This is a genomic window from Kitasatospora sp. NBC_01302, from assembly GCF_035976515.1.
GTDB lineage: Bacteria > Actinomycetota > Actinomycetes > Streptomycetales > Streptomycetaceae > Kitasatospora.
Genome location: NZ_CP108404.1, coordinates 943,548 through 960,936 on the forward strand (window position 1 = coordinate 943,548; position 17,389 = coordinate 960,936).

General features: G+C 74.8%; 11 protein-coding genes. 4 read left to right on the plus strand and 7 right to left on the minus strand.

Annotation, left to right across the window (positions count from 1 at the left end):
- Window positions 1-97 precede the first annotated feature (97 nt).
- From OG294_RS04270 to OG294_RS04285, 4 genes are all read right to left on the minus strand, one after another.
- The gene (locus tag OG294_RS04270; RefSeq protein ID WP_327065027.1) at window positions 98-2,281 is read right to left on the minus strand and encodes an ATP-binding protein; all 2,184 of its coding nucleotides are present in this window, start codon (window positions 2,279-2,281) and stop codon (window positions 98-100) included.
- A gap of 179 nt (window positions 2,282-2,460) precedes the next feature.
- Complete coding sequence (locus OG294_RS04275) at window positions 2,461-3,186, minus strand: DUF4255 domain-containing protein (protein ID WP_327065028.1); 726 nt, start codon at window positions 3,184-3,186, stop codon at window positions 2,461-2,463.
- Window positions 3,183-6,404 carry a hypothetical protein gene (locus OG294_RS04280; protein ID WP_442789308.1) on the minus strand — a complete coding sequence of 1,074 codons (3,222 nt, stop codon included), beginning with the start codon at window positions 6,402-6,404 and terminating at the stop codon, window positions 3,183-3,185. The genes OG294_RS04275 and OG294_RS04280 overlap by 4 nt, the downstream gene beginning before the upstream one ends.
- A gap of 147 nt (window positions 6,405-6,551) precedes the next feature.
- The gene (locus OG294_RS04285) at window positions 6,552-7,292 is read right to left on the minus strand and encodes a helix-turn-helix transcriptional regulator (protein ID WP_327065030.1); all 741 of its coding nucleotides are present in this window, start codon (window positions 7,290-7,292) and stop codon (window positions 6,552-6,554) included.
- Between the two features lie 183 nt (window positions 7,293-7,475).
- On the opposite strand from OG294_RS04285, the gene OG294_RS04290 reads away from it, so the two are divergent.
- From OG294_RS04290 to OG294_RS04300, 3 genes are all read left to right on the plus strand, one after another.
- Window positions 7,476-8,876, plus strand: coding sequence for a COG1470 family protein (locus OG294_RS04290; RefSeq protein WP_327065031.1), 1,401 nt, complete (start codon window positions 7,476-7,478; stop codon window positions 8,874-8,876).
- A 556-nt stretch (window positions 8,877-9,432) separates the two neighbouring features.
- Entirely contained in the window at window positions 9,433-10,659 is a 1,227-nt protein-coding gene (locus OG294_RS04295; protein WP_327065032.1) for a serine hydrolase domain-containing protein, read from the plus strand.
- Between the two features lie 280 nt (window positions 10,660-10,939).
- A complete protein-coding gene (locus tag OG294_RS04300) occupies window positions 10,940-12,067 on the plus strand; it encodes a ferritin-like domain-containing protein (protein WP_327065033.1) in 1,128 nt (375 codons plus the stop codon).
- Between the two features lie 87 nt (window positions 12,068-12,154).
- On the opposite strand, the gene OG294_RS04305 is transcribed toward OG294_RS04300, so the two are convergent.
- On the minus strand, window positions 12,155-12,862 hold the full coding sequence (locus OG294_RS04305; protein WP_327065034.1) for a YcnI family copper-binding membrane protein: 708 nt from the start codon (window positions 12,860-12,862) through the stop codon (window positions 12,155-12,157).
- Between the two features lie 146 nt (window positions 12,863-13,008).
- Complete coding sequence (locus tag OG294_RS04310) at window positions 13,009-13,827, minus strand: hypothetical protein (RefSeq protein ID WP_327065035.1); 819 nt, start codon at window positions 13,825-13,827, stop codon at window positions 13,009-13,011.
- Between the two features lie 414 nt (window positions 13,828-14,241).
- Between OG294_RS04310 and OG294_RS04315 the strand changes: the two genes are divergently transcribed.
- Complete coding sequence (locus OG294_RS04315; RefSeq protein WP_327065036.1) at window positions 14,242-14,973, plus strand: YhjD/YihY/BrkB family envelope integrity protein; 732 nt, start codon at window positions 14,242-14,244, stop codon at window positions 14,971-14,973.
- An 11-nt stretch (window positions 14,974-14,984) separates the two neighbouring features.
- On the opposite strand, the gene OG294_RS04320 is transcribed toward OG294_RS04315, so the two are convergent.
- Complete coding sequence (locus tag OG294_RS04320) at window positions 14,985-17,387, minus strand: excinuclease ABC subunit UvrA (RefSeq protein WP_327065037.1); 2,403 nt, start codon at window positions 17,385-17,387, stop codon at window positions 14,985-14,987.
- Between the last annotated feature and the right edge of the window lie 2 nt (window positions 17,388-17,389).

A 17,389-nucleotide genomic window follows, 5' to 3' on the forward strand; every position in this document is an offset into this window, starting at 1 on the left:
GCGGGCACCCGGCGGCGGACCGCGCGGGCCACGTGCGCCACACGGAGCACGGCCGGCGGACCAGCGGACCACGGCCGGCGGTCAGCAACCGGCCACGTCAGCCCGGCAGCCACTCGCCGAACTCGCCCGCCAGCACCAGGCGGCCGAGTTTGCGGTACTCCTGCGCCACCGCCGACACCAGCTGGGCCATCTCCAGCGGCCGGCCCGTCGCGGCGGCCAGGTAGGCGGCGGTCACCGCGCAGGAGCGGATGGAGCCGCCGGCGAGTTCGAAGCGGCGCGCGCAGAAGGCGAGGTCGAGGTCGTCCCCGCGCGGGATCCACGAGCCCAGGCAGCGGTCCCACAGGGCGTGGCGCTGCGCCTCGTCCGGCACCGGGAACTCCGCGATGACGTCCAGGCGCCGGGTGAACGCCTCGTCGAGGTTGGCCCGCAGGTTGGTCGTCAGGATCGCGATCCCGTCGAAGGACTCCATCCGCTGCAGCAGGTAGGCGGACTCCACGTTGGCGTGGCGGTCGTGGGCGTCCTTGACCTGCGAGCGCTTGCCGAAGATCGCGTCCGCCTCGTCGAACAGCAGCACCCCGTTGACCTGGGAGGCCTCGGTGAAGATCCGCTCCAGGTTCTTCTCCGTCTCGCCGATGTACTTGTCCACCACGCTGGACAGGTCCACGACGTAGAGCTCCATGCCGAGTTCGGCGGCTACCACCTCGGCCGACATCGTCTTGCCGGTGCCCGACTCGCCGGCGAACAGGGCGATCACCCCGCGCCCGCGGCCACCCCCGGGGCGCATCCGCCACTGGCCGAGCACCTGGTCGCGGTGCCTGGCGCGCAGCGCGAGTTCGCGCAGCTGGCGCGAGGTGGTCTCGGGCAGCACGAGGTCGCCCCAGCCGACCGCGGGCTCGATCCGACGCGCGAGGCGGGCGAGCCCGGCCCCGTTCTGCGCCCGCACCGCGGCCCGCAGGTCCTCGGCGCGCACCGGGCGCCGCTCGGCCGCGGCGGTCCTGGCCGCCACGTCGGCGGCCCTGGCCAACTGGTCCTCGTCCAGCCGGTAGGGGGCGAGCACCTCGGCCAGTTCGGCGCTCGGCACCGGCTCGCCGCCCCCCGAACCGCCCACCGAACCGCCCGCCGCCGCCCCGCCTGCCTCCTCGCCCCCCGAACCGCCCGCCGCACCACGCACCACGCGTGCCCACCGCTCGGCGCGCTCGCGCGGGTCGGGCGGCGGCACCGCGAGGACCACCGGGCTCTCCGCCGCCCAGCCCGGCTCCCAGGCCGGGCTGCCGTGCACGATCAGCGGCACCCCGGCGAGCCGGGCGCACAGCTCGCGCAACAGCCCTGCCCGCTCGGGGCGTTCGGGCGCCAGCCGGTCGAGCGGGCCGAGCACCACACCGCCGCCGCCCAGCCGCGCCTCCCGGACGAGCGGGACGAGCGCGCGCACGGCCTCGTCCGTGGGGCGGGCGGCGAGCGCGGCGACGTCCACGACCAGCGGACGGCGGCCCCCGCCCGCGAGGGCGGCGACCGCCTCGGGGCCGGCGGTGCCGCTGCGGTCCAGCAGGTACACCAGTCCGCTGCCGGTCGCCGCGGCGGCGCGCAAGCGGCGGGCGGTCCCGGTCAGGGCGCCGGCACCGTCCTCGCCACCGGCGCCCGTCCCGGTGCCGACCCGCACCAGCCCGCGCAGCGCGCCGTCGACCTCGTCGTCGCCGAGCAGCCGGGCCGTCACCCGGTCGGGCACCCGCAGGCCCCGGGAGAGCAGCGGGCGCTCCGGCTCGGTGATCTCCAGCAGGCCGCCGGCGATCAGCGGGGCGTGCGCGGAGAACCGGAACCGGCCGGGGCCCGCTCCCGGCAGCCCGCACAGTTCGAGCGCCAGCCCGATGGTCGGCCGGCGCAGGGTCAGGTCGTCGTTGAGGTAGCCGTAGAGCCGCTCGAAGCGGGTGTCGAGGTCGGGAGCCAGCGCCACCAGCAGGAGTTCGAGGTCGATCGTGAGCAGGCCGAAGGCCTCGGCGAGCCGCGCCGTCCGCGACCCGGGCGGCGGCGCCGGCGGCTCGCCGAGGCCGCCGCCCGCGCGGCCCGCCATGGCGGGGGCCGCCAGGATCCGCTCGACCGCCTCCGGAGTGAGGTACTGGCCGCGGTAGGGGTCGTCCGGGTCCGGGTCGCCGGCCCGGCGCTCGCGGACCGCGGCCCGGATGCGCTGCTCCAGGTGGCCCAGCCGGTCCCACAGGTACCGGTCCGCCGGCTGGTCGTGGCCGGGCTGCGGCGGCGCGCTCCCGGCCACGGCCAGGGCCTTTCTCATGGATGTTGCCGGATCAGCGCGCGGTGTCGGGGGCCCGGCTGGGCGTGCCGGCGGATCGTCCTCGTACTGGGTCGTACTCGGATGATTCGCCGGTGCGTCCAGGCGGGCAGCGACATCAGCAGCTGACGCTGCGGGCCAACACCGCGCGCCCGGCAAGAAGAAAGGCCCTGGGTCGAGGGTCATCGCGCCGCACCGCCGCGCCGGCGTCGCCCGGGCGGCAGCGGGCGCTCCCGGGGCGCCGCGAAGCCGTCCGGGCCGGGGTCCGTGCCCTCGCGGTAGCGCAGCCGACGGCCGGAGCCGTCCGCTGGGCCGGCGCCGGTCCCCCGGCCGGTGTCGCCGGTGTCGGTGGCCCGCACCACCAGCCCCTCGGTGACCGGGGGCCCGGCGGGGGCGCGCTCGCCGGAGAGCGGGGCGAGCACCCGCAGGTCGATCGAGGGTCTCAACTCGCCGCCGAGGGCCGACCACACGTCGGAGACCGACGGCCGGCCCGCCTCCGGTCCGGCGGTGTCGAGCCCGACGGTGAGCCCGAGCTCGGCGAGCGTCCCGGTGAGCAGCCGCACGGGCAGCGCGTCCACCGCCGTCAGGCAGTGCAGCGTCTCCGCCAGCAGCCGGTGCTCGTCCTGCGGCCGCCCGGCCCAGGCCGTCACCAGATAGGAGAGCTCGAACCAGCGCGGCGCGGCGCGCCAGGCCACCACCACGCCGTCGGTGTCGTGCTCGGCGGCGGTGCCGCTCTGCCGGCGGGTCACCTCCTCGCGGATGCCGTGCAGGAAGACGCTGACCGTCGGGCTGTTGCGCCGGGCGGCCCAGTCGCGGGTGGGCGAGTCGAAGACCACCTCCACCCCGCGCTCGGGCAGCCCGCTCTCGGTCAGCAGCAGCCGCAGCGCCTCGTCGACCTCGTGGATCACCGCCGCTGCACCTCCTCCGGCGGGCCGATGCTGCCGGCCACCACGAGGAAGGGGCAGCTCACCGGCGAGAACCCGGGGCCGCTCGCGGTGATGGTCCGCGGCCCGGTCTGGTCCTTGGGGAGGATGAGCAGCTGCCCGGCGAAGGTCCCGTCGGCGGCGGGCACGGTGGGCGCCGCGGCGGCGGTGATGCCGGGCTGCCAGGTGAAGGTGACCGGCGCTCCGGGCGGGAAGTCCAGGCCGCGCACCGAGGTCACGAAACCGGGCTTGCCGATCGGCGGCACCGCGACGATGCGCGGCTGCAGGATCCGCAGCGGGGTCCGCGCCACGTGGTCCCCCGGGTCGGCGTCGGTGCCGGTGGTGGTCAGCACGGCGGTGACGGTGGCCCGCAGGGCCGCGTTCGGCGCGAGCACCACCTGCACCACCTCCCGTCCGCCCGGGGACAGGTCGCCCAGCGCGCATGCGCCGTCCGCGCAGCCGGGCGGCAGCGCCTCGGCGGGCACCCCGGCGGGCAGCCCGAGCGACAGGCGCAGCCCGGTGGCGAGCGCCTGGCCGTCGTTGCGCACGGTGTAGCTGACCGTCACATGGCCGCCGACGTAGCCGGGGTCCGGCTGGGCTGCCACGGACACGCCCGGTCCGGCTTTCGGCGCGGGCCCCGGCTGCTGCTGCGGCCCGCCGGAAGGCGCCGCGGCCGGCGTGGTCGGCGGCGGGGCGGGCGGGGAGGAGGACGGCGGCGGCGTGGTGGTGGGTGGCGGGGTCGGCGGCGACGTGGTCGGCGGCGGCGCGGCCACCACGGGCACGACGGTCTGCGCCGCGTTGTCGGCGGGGTTGGGGTCGACCACCGACCCGGCCACGCTCCAGCCGAACGGCTGGTCGCCGACCAGCGTGGCGACCACGGTGGCGGTCAGCTCGACACGCGCCCCCGGGGCCAGGGTGCCGAGGTCGCAGCGCAGCGCCGCTGCGTCGCACTGTCCGACCGAGGCCGTCAGCCCGCCGAGCCGCGCGCCGCCGGGCACCGAGGCGGTGAAGACGGTGCCCGGCGAGGGCGCGGGCCCCTGGTTGGTCACGGTGAGCGCCACGCTCGTACTGCCGCCGGGCACGAGCGGGGGCGTACTGGCCGGCGCGCTCAGCGACAGGTCCACCGACTGCTGGATGTTCGGCTCCTTCTGGCGCCCCGGCAGGTTCCAGTCCAGCGGGATGAGCTTGCCGGTCGGGACGTCGTAGACCGAGAGTCCCTCCGGCGAGTCGGGCGCGAGGGCCCGGCGGGAGGTCAGCACCAGCTGCGAGCCGTCGGCCGTCCAGGCGGCGTCGCGGGGCTGGAACGGGCCGGTGGCGGAGGTGTCCGGCAGCGGGCGGGTGCAGGCGCTCGGGTCCTTCGTCAGGCCCGCGGGCAGGACCACCGTGCAACTGCCGCCGGTCGACGAGGCGATGAGGATGCCGTCGCGCTGGTCCACCGCACCGTCGCCGCTCTTGCGGTTGAAGGCGACCTGCTTCCCGTCCGGGGAGAAGGCGGGGCTGTCGTCGATGACGGCGCAGCCCGCGGGGCAGGCCTTCGCGGACAGGTCGCTCTGCTGGCCGAGCGCGCCGACGGGCACCGTCCACACGTGCTTGTTGGCGCCGTTGCCGTCGATCACCTCGGTCCTGGTGAAGGCGAGCAGCTTGCCGTCCGGGGACCAGGTGGGCTGCGCGTCATAGGCCCCCGGCTGCCCGGCGGGCGGCTCGATGGTGCCGACGATCGCGCCCGTCGCCACCTGGGCGATCACCACCCGCCCCGGCCCGGAGGCCGCCCCGATGCCGCCGGGCGAGGTCCGGGTGAAGGCGATCAGCGTGCCGTCCGGCGAGATCTCCGGGTCCGTGTCCCAGTCGTTCGGTCCGCGTCCGGCGAGGTTCATCGGCTGCGGGTCCGAGCCGTCGGCCCCGCTCAGCCAGATCCGCTCGATCCGGCCCGCGGGCGAGTCCTCGAAGCGGGTCACCACGATCTGCCGGCCGTCGGGGGTGTAGCCCTGCCGCTCGAACCACGGGTCGTAGCCGGGGCGGGGGTTGAAGAGCGGATCGGAGCCGGGGTCGGTGTCGGTGTCGGCGGCCGGGTCCTCGCGCAGCACGCTGATGCCCAGGTCGCGCGGGTCCACTCCGTCCGGGCGCACGTCCTCCACGTCGGCCACGTCGGCGGCCGAGGCGCTGGTCTGTTCCACCACCGGCCCGCCGTCGCTCTGGTTGCCCAGCCAGGTGGGGGTCTGCAGCAGGCGGTCGTCGCTGTAGAGCGGCTGGGGCGGGGTGCAGGAGCAGGTCGGCGCCCGGTACAGGTGCTGGATCGCGGTCAGCGTGCCGTCGGGCTGGTTGGGGCTGAGGAAGAGCACGCCGCTGCCGTCGGGCAGCCAGGCGGCCGATCCGGACTGCCAGGTGGAGCCGGTGCCGGGGAAGAACGCCCGGTCGCCGCCGGTGGGCGAGGTGAGCATCAGCTGGGGGCCGCGATCGGTGCCCTGGTCCCAGGTGTAGACGATCTGGTTGGCGTGGGCGTCGTCGTTCACCGGGTTCCAGGCCGGGTCGAAGGCGCTGCCGGTGGTGACGTCGGTGATCCGCCGTGAGGCGCCGCCGGCCAGCGGCATCAGGTAGACCTGGGTGTGCGCCGGGTCCGCGTCGCAGGTGTAGGCGACCCACTGGCCGTCGGGCGAGACCGTCGGGTGCGTCTCGTTGGAGGTGGTGTCGGTGAGCCTGCGCAGCCCGGTGCCGTCGGTCTTCACCAGCCACAGGTCCCGCTGCGAGGCGCCGTTGGTGCCGCCGGGCTCCAGCGCGTCGAAGACCACGGACGTGCCGTCGGGGGTCAGCGTCGGGTCGGCGGTGTCCATGCCGGTGGTCAACTTGCGCACCGCGCCGGTGGCGTCGCGCAGGTAGACCTGGGGCAGCGGTTCGTCGCGCAGGCTGCTGAAAACCAGTTGGTCGCCGCGGGCCGAGGGCTCCACGTCGAAGTGGGCGGGACCGGGTCCGAACAGCGGCGTGGTCGACGCCGCGCCGGTCACCCGGGCCAGGCTGCGGTGGTCGGTACCGGCGAAGACGATCCGGTCAGCGGCCGGGGTGCTGTCCGCGGCCGCCGGGCGCGTGCCGCCCGGCGCGTCGGAGTGCGCGAAGCCCAGCGTCAGGACGACGGCGGCCAGGCAGAGCAGGGCCGCGACGACGGCTCGTGCCGACCGCCGCTCGGGGCGGGGAGTACCGGGGGCGCCGATCACGCTCAACCTCACAGACCGAGAAGGGCGGTGCTCCCGGCAGTCTCCCCGGCCCGGGGCGCCGGGGGCAGAGCCCGGCGACCCGTGCCGGGGGTAGCCGCCGGTGCCCCCGAGGGCAACCGGCCGAGCGGCCGGGCCCCGGGCGCCCTAGATGAGCCCGTGGCGCATCGCGTACCCCACCGCGTGGGCGCGGTTGCGCAGCCCCAGCCGCGTGATGATCTCGTGCAGCACGTTCTTGACCGTGCGTTCGGAGTAGGAGGTCTGCACCGCTATCTCGGCGGTGTCCAGGCCGTCGGCGACCAGCCGGAGCATCTCCGCCTCCCGGGCGGTGAGGGTCGACAGGGTCAGGCCGCGCGGGTCGAGCATGGTGCGCTGCAGGCTCCCGACCCGGTCGAGCAGGGTGCCGAGCAGGTCCCCGGGCATCACGCCCTCCCCGTTGGCCAGCGCGGTCACCAGGTGCACGAGCCGGTCCTGGTCGGCCTCCGAGCGGCGCAGCACGGCGGTGACGCCGCACTCGATGATGGTCTGCAGCCCGCCGGCCTCGAAGCGGCCCACCACCAGCCCGGTGCGGCTCTGCGTGCCGCGGCGCAGCGTGCGCAGCCGTTCGGCCACGGCGTCGTTCAGCACGTCGACCACCATCAGCGAGACCCGTGCCCTCTCCGTCTCGCCGTCGGTGAGCAGCTCCACCTCCGGGCGCTGCCTCAACTGCTGGACCACGCCGGTGTGCAGGATGATGTCCTCGGCGAACACCGCCACCGGCACCCGGGCGGCCTTGACCCGCACCTCGGCGGATCCGGGCCCGGTGGGTGTCCCGTCCCTTCCGGTCAGGGGGACGCGGGCGAACCGCGTCGCCACCGGCGCCTCTTGGGCTGTCTCGATCGACGTCATGAACGGATCCGTTCTACTCCTGCGGGCCAATGGACGTGTGGTGCTGAGGGCCGGGCCTCCCCGTCACGGCGCCGGCCCCGGGCACGGCCGGGGCGGGGGTCTGTTCGCCCGGGCAAGGGGCCTGCCCGCGCCTTGCCCGCACGTCCCTCTGCGCGGGCGGTACGGCGGTCCTACCGTCGCGCTATGACCACATCCGCCGAACTCGGCCTTCCCGCATTGACGGTGTCGCCCGGAGGCGTGGCCACCACGACCCTGACGGTCCGCAACGGGACCGACATCGTCGAGGCCTACTCGCTGGAGGTGGTCGGGGAGTGTGCCCCGTGGACGACGGTCGAGCCGGCCCGGGTCTCGCTCTATCCGGGGACCTCCGAGACGGTGACGGTGCAGCTGGCCCCGCCGCGCTCGCCCGAGGTGCGCGCGGGCGACTTCCCGCTCGGCATCCGGGTGCTGCCCGCCGAGCGGCCCGAGCTGGTGACCGTCCCCGAGACCACGGTGACCGTCACGCCGTTCCACGAGCTGCAGGCCGAGATCGCGCCCCGGCGGCGCCGCGGCTGGCTGCGTGCGCGCTACCGCGCCGCGGTGCGCAACCTGGGCAACGCGCCCAGCGCGGTCACCTTCGCGCCCGCCCAGGCCGGGGAGGACCTGCGTTTCGGGGTCGCCCCGGACCGGCTGCGCCTGCAGCCCGGGGAGTCGGCCGAGGTCCGCGTGCGGGTCCGCGCACGGAAGTTGATCTGGTTCGGCAAGCCGGCCTCCTGGCCCTTCGAAGTCGCCGTCGGCGGAGAGCCCGCCGCCGAGGCGCCGGGCGGCAACGAACCGGGCGGCAAGGAGCCGGGGACCCAGCAGGCGGCGCCGCAGCAGCCGGGGGCGCAGCAGCCCGCAGGGCAACGCCGGCAGCTGCACGGCGAGTTCGTCCAGCTCCCGATCCTGCCCAGGTGGCTGCTCGCCCTCCTCGCGGCGCTGATCGCGCTGCTGCTGGCCTGGTTCGCCCTGGTGCGCCCGGCGGTGCGCAGCTCCGCCAAGCAGGCCGCGCAGCAGGTCGTCGACCAGCACACCCTGGCGCCCAGCCCGCCCCCCACCGCGGCCCCGCCCACGCCGGGCGCGAGCGGGGGCGCGACCGGCGGCCAGGGCCAGCCGGGTGCCGGGCAGCCGAGCACCGGACAGCAGGGCGGCACCGGCGGAGGTGACGGCGGTGACGGCGGCTCCGGCCGGGCCGTGCCGGGCACCGGCGAGCAGAGTTCCGCCACGATCGACGTACAGACCGCGAGCGGCGCCGCCGCGGTGGGCAGTTACCAGGTGCCGGCCGGCAAGGTCCTCGGCATCACCGACATCGTCGTCGCCAACTTCCAGGGCGACCAAGGGCTGTTGACCATCAAGTTCGGCGACCAGACGATCACGACGATCGCGCTGGAGACCTTCCGCAACCAGGACTACCACTGGGTGACTCCCATCGAGGTCACCGAGAACCAGACGGTGACGGCAAGTGTGACCTGCCAGCAGCCGGGCACTCCGGCCTCCGGCAAGCAGGCCTCCCAGTGCCACGAACTGCTCAACGTCAGCGGAGAACTGAGCGATCTCAAGCACTGATCTCCCCTCCGGCCCCTTCCTGCACCATGTCCTCATCAAGAGAGCCGTCCGCGATGGCCGGTTCGGGTGGCCGGCTTCGGAAATGACGTCGTCGCCGCGCGCGTCGCAGGGCAGCAGGAGGGCACCGGCAGGGTCGGTCGATGAACTGAGTGGCACTCATATCTTAAGGTGCTCAAGAGATATCAGTGTTTTCCGGACAGGCGAAAGACGGCCCGTTCGTGACCCGACACACGCCCGCCGTCCGGCGGGGCACCCGATTCCTTGTGGTGCCGCCCGAAATCCCGCCGCCTTGCCCGCCCGGGGCAACCGGGGTGCCCCTTTCGACCAGTGAAGTCTGCCCCTGACATCACAGCCGACAACGCGCCCCACCGAGGACGCCGCCGGACCGACCGGAACCAGCCATTCCGGCTCCCTGCCCCCGGGGGCTGTCAGGGGGCGGTCAGGGAACCGTCAGGGTGGATCCCCGATGGCCGGGCGGGCCGGACGCAACAGACTCTCCTCGACGCCGCTGACGCACCGTCGGCCGCACCCGCCCCACCCGTCGAGGAGTCACCAGATGACGAGCACCACCGTCAGGCACCGCACCGACCGCCGCCGTCGGGCCGGCGCGGGGGTGATCGGCGCCCTGGTCGTCGCGCTCACCGCCGGGACCGTGGGCGGCGCGCAGGCCGCCGGGAGGCTGCCGGCGCCGAACGCGGCAGCGCTGCGGGCCTCGATCGCCGGGCTGCCGAACGGCCACCTGACCAGCGCGGTGGTCCTGGTGGACGGCCGGGACGGCCGCTGGTCGGGCACCTCCGGCAGCGGCGACCTCGCCACCGGCCGGCCGGTGGCGGCCGACGGCCGGTTCCGGATCGGCAGCATCTCCAAGGTCTTCACCGCCACCGTGGTGCTGCAACTGGCCGCCGAGAAGCGGCTCGACCTGGACGGCACCGTCCAGCAGTACCTGCCCGGCACCCTGCCGGCCTCCTACCCGCCGATCACCGTGCGGCAGTTGCTCAACCACACCAGCGGGCTGCCCACCGGCGGCGACTTCGGCGACGACGGCAGCGCCCAGTGGTTCGTCGACCACAAGGACGAGGGCTGGACCCCGCAGCAGGTGGTGGCCGAGGCCGCCACCCACCCGATGCAGTTCGCCCCGGGCACCGCCCAGCAGTACAACGGCACGAACTACTACCTGGCCGGGCTGCTGATCGAGCAGGTCACCGGCCGCTCCTACGCGCAGGAGGTGGAGCAGCGGATCCTGCGCCCGCTCGCCCTGCGCCACACCTCGGTCCCGGCCGCCGACGACACCCGGCTGCCGCACCCCACCGCGCACGGCTATCTGACCGTCAGCACCCCGGACGGCGGCACCAGGCAGGCCGATGTCACCGAGCAGAGCCCCTGGCCGTGGGCCGAGGGCGGGATGCTCTCCAGCGCGCCCGACCTGGACCGCTTCTTCACCGCTCTGCTCGGCGGCCGGCTGCTGCCGCCCGCGCAGCAGGCCGAGCTGTTCGCGGTCCCGGACGTGCCGAACGTCCAGAACCCGAACTGCGACACCGGCCCGGTCACGGGCCGGGCCTGCTTCAGCACCGGCCTGATGCGCTTCACCACCCCCGACGGCAGCGTGCTGTGGGGCAAGACCGGCAGCCGTCCGGGCTACAGCAACGGCGTCTTCGCCACCCGGGACGGCGCCCGGGACCTGGTCTACTCGCTCACCCCCACCAGCAGGGAGGGAGCCTCGTTCGCCGCCCAGTACGGCATCGCCGCGGCGGCCTTCGACCTGCCGGCCCTGCCGGGCCACTGATCCGGCCCACCGAGGTGGTCCGCCCCGGCCCCGGCTCTTCAGCCGGGGCCGGGCCTGTCCGGCGGATCCTGGCGGTCCGGGCGCTGCGCGACGCGGTGACCCCATGCGCGGGCCATCAACCCCACCCCTCTTCCTGTCCGCTGCCTCTGATCAGCACAAACGGGCCCGTCGAGCCTACTCCGGGCACGCGCGTCCGCCTGATAGCTTCGCCAGCCGTGGCAGGGCCGCGGGAGACCGCCCGCGGTGGGCCGGGTCCACCCGCTCGGGAACGGAGTCAAGCGTGATCGAACCGGTTGACAGCACCGACGGTCGGCGGGTGCCCTCGCTCGGGCGCCGGGGGTTCCTCAAGTCGGCCGCGGCGGCCACGGTGGGCCCGGCCGTCGCGGCGGGCCCCGCGCAGGCCCGGGCGGAGCAGGGCCGCGGGGCCGTCGCCAGGCTGCTCGCGGTGCCCCGCGACCGCCGTGACGAGAACTGGATCCGCCGGGCGCTGCAGATCGCCGTCGAGCTGGAGCTGGCGACGATCCCGCCCTACCTGTGCGCCTGGTGGTCCATCGAGGACCGCGACTGCGAGCCCGCCGCGCTCATCAAGGGCATCGTCTGCGACGAGATGTTCCACATGGGGTCGGCCTGCAACCTGCTCGTGGCGGTCGGCGGCACCCCGCGGATCGCCGACGCCGTCCCCGGCTACCCCGGCCCGCTGCCCGGCGGCGTGCGCGGCGGGCTGACCGTGTACCTCTCCGGGCTCACCAAGGAGTACGTGCGCGAGGTCCTGATGGGCATCGAGACTCCCGAGAGCCCGCTCGCCCGGCAGTCCGGTCCGCCGACCATCGGCGCGTTCTACACCGCGCTCCTGACCGCGTTCCAGGACGTCCGCCCCGCCCTCGCGCCGGACCGCCAGCTCGAGCTGCGGATCGGCCCGGACACCCTGACACCGGTGACGAGCCTCGACGACGTCGAGCAGTCGATCGAGACCATCAGGGAGCAGGGCGAGGGCACCTCGGCCACGCCGGAGGCACCGTCCGCCCAGGACGCGCCGGCGCACTACTACGCGTTCGGCGAGATCTACCACGAACGGCGGCTGCAGCAGGTCGGCGGGGCCTGGGAGTTCAGCGGCGAAGCGGTCCCGTTCCCGCAGACCCGTCCGATGGGCGTCGTCCCGGCGGGCGGCTGGCCCTCGCCTGCCGCCGAGGTCCAGGATCTGCTGCAGCAGTTCGACGACACGTTCTCCGACGTGCTGCAGGGTCTCCAGGACGCCTGGGCCAATGGTGACTCCGATGCCCTGGACGGTGCGGTGGGCGCGATGCTGGCACTGGAGAAGCCGGCCCTCGCGCTCATGGACATCCCGCTGCCCGACGGCTCCGGCCGCTACGGTCCGCAGTTCCGCCCCCGGGCCGCCACGTCCGACTGACCACCAACGCCCAGGCGCCGAGGCGCCGGGAGAAGACACCGGCCCGGTGTGCGGGAGCGACGGCTCCCGCACACCGGGCCGGGTGCGTCAGGCGGAGGTGCCGGAACCGTCGGCGCCCCGGCCACGGCGGCCGAGCACCGCGCCGGCCACCGCGCCGAGCACGCCGACGACGATGCCGGCGATCCCCAGACCGCGGGCCGTGGCGTCGCTGCTGCTCTTCGCCGCCGTGCTCGGCGCCGACGGCGCGGACGAGGCGGGCGCCGAGGTGAGGTGCAGCACCGGCGCCGGGTGGTCCGGCTCGGGCTGGCCGGGCTTCTGCTCGTCGATCCACCGCACGATGTTTCCGTTGCTGTAGGTCTGCAGGGCCTTGAAGACGACCTGGTCGGTGTTGTCCGGCAGGGCCCCGAAGTCGACGGTGAAGTCCTGGTAGTGGTTCGGGGCGATCTGCCCGCCGGTCCAGACGATCTGCGAGACCACGTCGGTGATGTCGCCGTCGTCGGTGTGGATCGGGGTGGCGAGCTTGGTGGTCTGGATCTGGTCGGTCCAGCCGGGCACCGGCGCCACCAGGGCGGACGGGATCGGGTGGTCGAGGGGGAAGTCGACCTCGACCCGCACCGTGCTGGCGGTGTCGTCCTCGTCCGGCACGCGGAAGGCGAACGTCTGGTCGGTGGCGTCCTTGGCCACGCTGGAGGGCTGCACGGTGACGTGCGCGGAGGCGGGTCCGGCGATCAGCAGCACGGCCGCGCCGGCCAGGGCGGTCGCGGCGGCCAGGCGGCGCTTGAGGGTGACTGTCATGTCTGGTGTTCTCCGAGGGGAGCGGGCACGCGTGCGGCGCACCGGCGGGAGAGTGCCGCCGGTACGGGTGGGCGCGCCGAGGTGATCAGGGGCACGGGGCCGTCACCCGTCCGGTCGGCGCCAGGGGGCGCTCGGGGCCGTCGGGTTCAGACAGCGGGGGCCGCCGGCGGCCCCCGCCTGATCACGCAGTGCCGCAACAGGACCGGCGAGGGGAGCCGCCACCGGCCGCCCGCCCCCGCGAACCACCCGCGCGGCGGCTGCCCGCCGCGCCCGAGCCCGCCGAAGAGCGCGACACCGAGCCGCGCGACGGCCGCACGCAGCCTCGCCGCACCCGCCGCGGCCACCGCCGAGGCCGCCTCGGCGGTGCTGCGGACCAGCCGCCACACCGCCGCCTCGCCCCGCCGCAGCCACCAGGCCGCCACCACCGTGGCGACGAAGTGGCCGGCGAACATGGTGGGGCTCATCCCGAGCAGCCAGGCGTGGCACCACAGCGCCAGGTGCGGCGCGAGGGTCGCGGAGGCGTGCGGCGCGATCCCGGCCGGCGCGCCCAGCTGGGCGCCCGCCGCGGCCGGGTGAGCACCCCCCGACATCCCGGGCATCCCGGGCATGTCGCCCATCCCGGCCATGCCCGCCGGTGCCGTCTGCGCCCGCACCGGCGTCCGCTCGGCCTGGTACGCCTGCTCGGCGTGGAAGAGCAGGTGGAGGCCCAGCTGTCCGCCCGCCATCGCGCCGGTGATCGCGGTCAGCGACCGTTCCCGACGGGCGCCCGACACGGCGGCCGCCAGGACCAGGAGCCAGCCCAGCACCACCGCCCGGAGCGGGACCGCGGCGCCGGAACCCATCGCGTGCCCGGCTGCGGCCAGCACGACGCAGACCGTCGCGAACGGCACAGCACGCAGTACGCGAAAGTCGAGCGAGGCGGGAGGCACCGCGGCGGGTGCGCCCCGGGTTGCGGAGGCAGGCATGGCGGGGACATCCTGCCACCCGTTCCCCCACGAGCGACCCCGGGGCGACAAATACGAGTCCCGCCCTCCGGATCGCCCTCCGGATCGCCCTCCGGAGGGCGGAGGATCGCCCGGCGGACGCTCCGTCAGGCCGCCCCGGACGAGCGGGACAGACGGCCCGCGCGGCGGGCAGGCGGCGGCAGGACGTACTGCGATCCGGTGGGTGCGCCGGGCGGCAGGTGTCAGCCGGACCGGCAGGTGGAAGGCGGGACGGGGAGTGTTCGCCGAGCCGCACCGGCGGACGGGACCGGGAGGAGGTGAGCCGCCGTCGCGAAACCCGTCGGTGACCGCATCAAGGACCTGGGCCGCGAGACCAGGGCGCTGGCGCATGCCGTCTGGCGCAGCGGACAGGAGATCGAGCTGCTCCACCGCGCGATGGCCTTCGCCGCGCTGTTCTTCGTCACGCTCGTTCCGCTGCTGGTGGTGGTCGCCGCGGCCTTTCCGAGCCGGGGCAGCGGGATCGCGGACTGGATCAACGACGGCCTCGCGCTGTCCGGCCGGTCGGCCAAGGCGGTCGGCGAGCTGTTCGCCTCCCGCAGCGAGGTGCTCAACACCACCACCGCGCTGAGCCTGGCCGCGCTCGCCGTCTTCGGCATCTCGCTGATGGCCGCCGTCCAGCGGACCTACGAGCGGATCTGGAACCTGCGCCCCGGCGCCTGGCACGCCGTGTGGCGCCAGGTGCTCGGGCTGGCCGGACTGATCGCCGTCATCCTGCTGACCACCTGGCGGGGCGCGCTCCCGCACGAGGCCACCGCGTCCACCGCGCTGCGGGCCGGCCTGAGCGTCTGCGGCGGAGTGCTCTACTTCTGGTGGCTGCAGCACCTGCTGCTCGCCTCCCGGATCGCCTGGTCGGCCCTGTTCCCCGGAGCGGTCGCGACGGTGGCGGCCTTCGCCGGGCTCCGCGTCTTCTCCCAGCTGGTCTTCGCACCGCTGATCGTCTCCAACGCGGTCTCCTACGGCGCGGTGGGGTCCGTGCTGATCGTGCAGTCCTGGCTGATCGGCGTCGGCTACACCGTGTACGCCGGTGCGATGGTCGGCCGGGTCAGCCGCGACGACCGCTCGCCCGAGGACCGGCCGACCGAGGGCGAGACGTACGAGGACCCGTGAGGGCGGCCCCGTCAGGCGCCGACGTAGGCCGCCAGGTGCTCGCCGGTGAGGGTCGAGCGGGCGGCGACCAGCTCGGCGGGGGTGCCCTCGAAGACGATCCGGCCGCCGTCGTGGCCCGCGCCCGGGCCGAGGTCGATGATCCAGTCGGCGTGCGCCATGACCGCCTGGTGGTGCTCGATGACGATCACCGACTTGCCGGAGTCGACCAGACGGTCGAGCAGGCCGAGCAGCTGCTCGACGTCGGCGAGGTGCAGCCCGGTGGTCGGCTCGTCGAGGACGTAGACGCCGCCCTTGTCCGTCATGTGGGTGGCCAGCTTGAGGCGCTGGCGCTCGCCGCCGGAGAGCGTGGTGAGCGGCTGGCCCAGGCTGAGGTAGCCGAGGCCGACGTCGGCGAGCCGGGTGAGGATCGCGTGCGCGGCCGGCGTGCGGGCCTCGCCCGTGCCGAAGAACTCCTCGGCCTCGGTCACCGACATCGCGAGCACCTCGCTGATGTCGCGCCCGCCGAGGTGGTACTCCAGCACCGAGGCGTCGAACCGGCGGCCCTCGCACTCCTCGCAGGTGCTGGCCACGCCCGCCATCATCGCCAGGTCGGTGTAGACGACGCCGGCGCCGTTGCAGGTGGGGCAGGCGCCCTCGGAGTTGGCGCTGAACAGGGCCGGCTTGACGCCGTTGGCCTTGGCGAAGGCCTTGCGGATCGGGTCGAGCAGCCCGGTGTAGGTGGCCGGGTTGCTGCGCCGCGAGCCGCGGATCGCGCTCTGGTCGATCGAGACCACCTCCGGGTCGCCGGCCCCCGACGATCCGGGCAGCGAGCCGTGCACCAGCGAGCTCTTGCCGGAGCCCGCGACGCCGGTGACCACGGCCAGCACCCCGAGCGGGATGTCCACGTCGACGTCCTGCAGGTTGTTGGCCGACGCGCCGCGGATCGGCAGCTTGCCCGTGGGCGTGCGCACGCTCTCCTTGAGGGCGGCCCGGTCGTCGAGGTGGCGTCCGGTGACGGTGCCGCTGGCCCGCAGCCCCGCCACGGTGCCCTCGAAGCAGAGGGTGCCGCCGCCCGTTCCGGCGCCCGGGCCGAGGTCGACGACGTGGTCGGCGATCGCGATCACCTCGGGCTTGTGCTCCACCACCAGCACCGTGTTGCCCTTGTCCCGCAGCCGCAGCAGCAGGCTGTTCATCCGCTGGATGTCATGGGGGTGCAGGCCCGTGGTGGGCTCGTCGAAGACGTAGGTGACGTCGGTGAGCGAGGAGCCGAGGTGGCGGATCATCTTGACGCGCTGCGCCTCGCCGCCGGACAGCGTGCCCGCGGGCCGGTCGAGCGCGAGGTAGCCCAGCCCGATCTCGGCGAACGACTCCAGGGTCTGCCCGAGCGCCGTGAGCAGCGGCGCCACCGAGGGCTCCCGCAGACCGCGCACCCAGGCGGCCAGGTCGCTGATCTGCATGGCGCAGGCGTCGGCGATGCTGAGGCCGTCGATCTTCGAGGACCGGGCCCCCTCGCTGAGCCGGGTGCCCTCGCACTCGGGGCAGGTGGTGAAGGTGACCGCCCGCTCGACGAAGGCGCGGATGTGCGGCTGCAGCGCCTCCTTGTCCTTGGCGAGCATCGACTTCTGCAGCTTGGGGATCAGCCCCTCGTAGGTGAGGTTGACGCCCTCGACCTTCACCTTGGTCGGCTCCCGGTAGAGGAAGTCGTGCATCTCCTTCTTGGTGAACCTGCGGATCGGCTTGTTCGGGTCGAGCAGGCCCGACTCGGCGTAGACCCGCACGGTCCAGAAGCTGTCCGACTTCCAGCCGGGGATGGTGAAGGCGCCCTCGGCGAGCGACTTGGAGTCGTCGTAGAGCTGGGTGAGGTCGATGTCGGTGACCGAGCCGCGGCCCTCGCAGCGCGGGCACATGCCGCCGGTGCGGTTGAAGGTCGCCTTCACGGCCTTCGTGGCGGCGCCCCGTGCCACCGTGATCGCACCGCTGGCCTGTACCGAGGGGACGTTGAAGGCGTACGCGCTGGGCGGGCCGATGTGCGGGCGCCCGAGGCGGCTGAACAGGATGCGCAGCATCGCGTTGGCGTCGGTGGCGGTGCCGACCGTGGAGCGGGGGTCGGCGCCCAGGCGCTGCTGGTCGACGATGATCGCGGTGGTCAGCCCGTCGAGGACGTCGACCTCGGGCCGGGCCAGCGTCGGCATGAAGCCCTGCACGAAGGCGCTGTAGGTCTCGTTGATCAGCCGCTGCGACTCGGCGGCGATGGTCTCGAACACCAGCGAGCTCTTGCCCGATCCGGAGACCCCGGTGAACACCGTCAGCCGGCGCTTGGGCAGTTCGAGGCTGACGTCCTTGAGGTTGTTCACCCGCGCGCCGTGCACGCGGATCAGATCGTGGCGGTCGGCGCTGTGCGGTGCGGCCGGCTGCTTGTCACGCTTGGTCTCCATGC

Bases quoted from the DNA above. Each gene is read 5' to 3' on its own strand.
- OG294_RS04305 (WP_327065034.1), bottom strand. From the start codon at position 12,862: ATGACAGTCACCCTCAAGCGCCGCCTGGCCGCCGCGACCGCCCTGGCC.
- OG294_RS04295 (WP_327065032.1), top strand. From the start codon at position 9,433: ATGACGAGCACCACCGTCAGGCACCGCACCGACCGCCGCCGTCGGGCC.
- OG294_RS04285 (WP_327065030.1), bottom strand. From the start codon at position 7,292: ATGACGTCGATCGAGACAGCCCAAGAGGCGCCGGTGGCGACGCGGTTC.
- OG294_RS04315 (WP_327065036.1), top strand. From the start codon at position 14,242: ATGGCCTTCGCCGCGCTGTTCTTCGTCACGCTCGTTCCGCTGCTGGTG.
- OG294_RS04290 (WP_327065031.1), top strand. From the start codon at position 7,476: ATGACCACATCCGCCGAACTCGGCCTTCCCGCATTGACGGTGTCGCCC.
- OG294_RS04310 (WP_327065035.1), bottom strand. From the start codon at position 13,827: ATGCCTGCCTCCGCAACCCGGGGCGCACCCGCCGCGGTGCCTCCCGCC.
- OG294_RS04320 (WP_327065037.1), bottom strand. From the start codon at position 17,387: ATGGAGACCAAGCGTGACAAGCAGCCGGCCGCACCGCACAGCGCCGAC.
- OG294_RS04270 (WP_327065027.1), bottom strand. From the start codon at position 2,281: ATGAGAAAGGCCCTGGCCGTGGCCGGGAGCGCGCCGCCGCAGCCCGGC.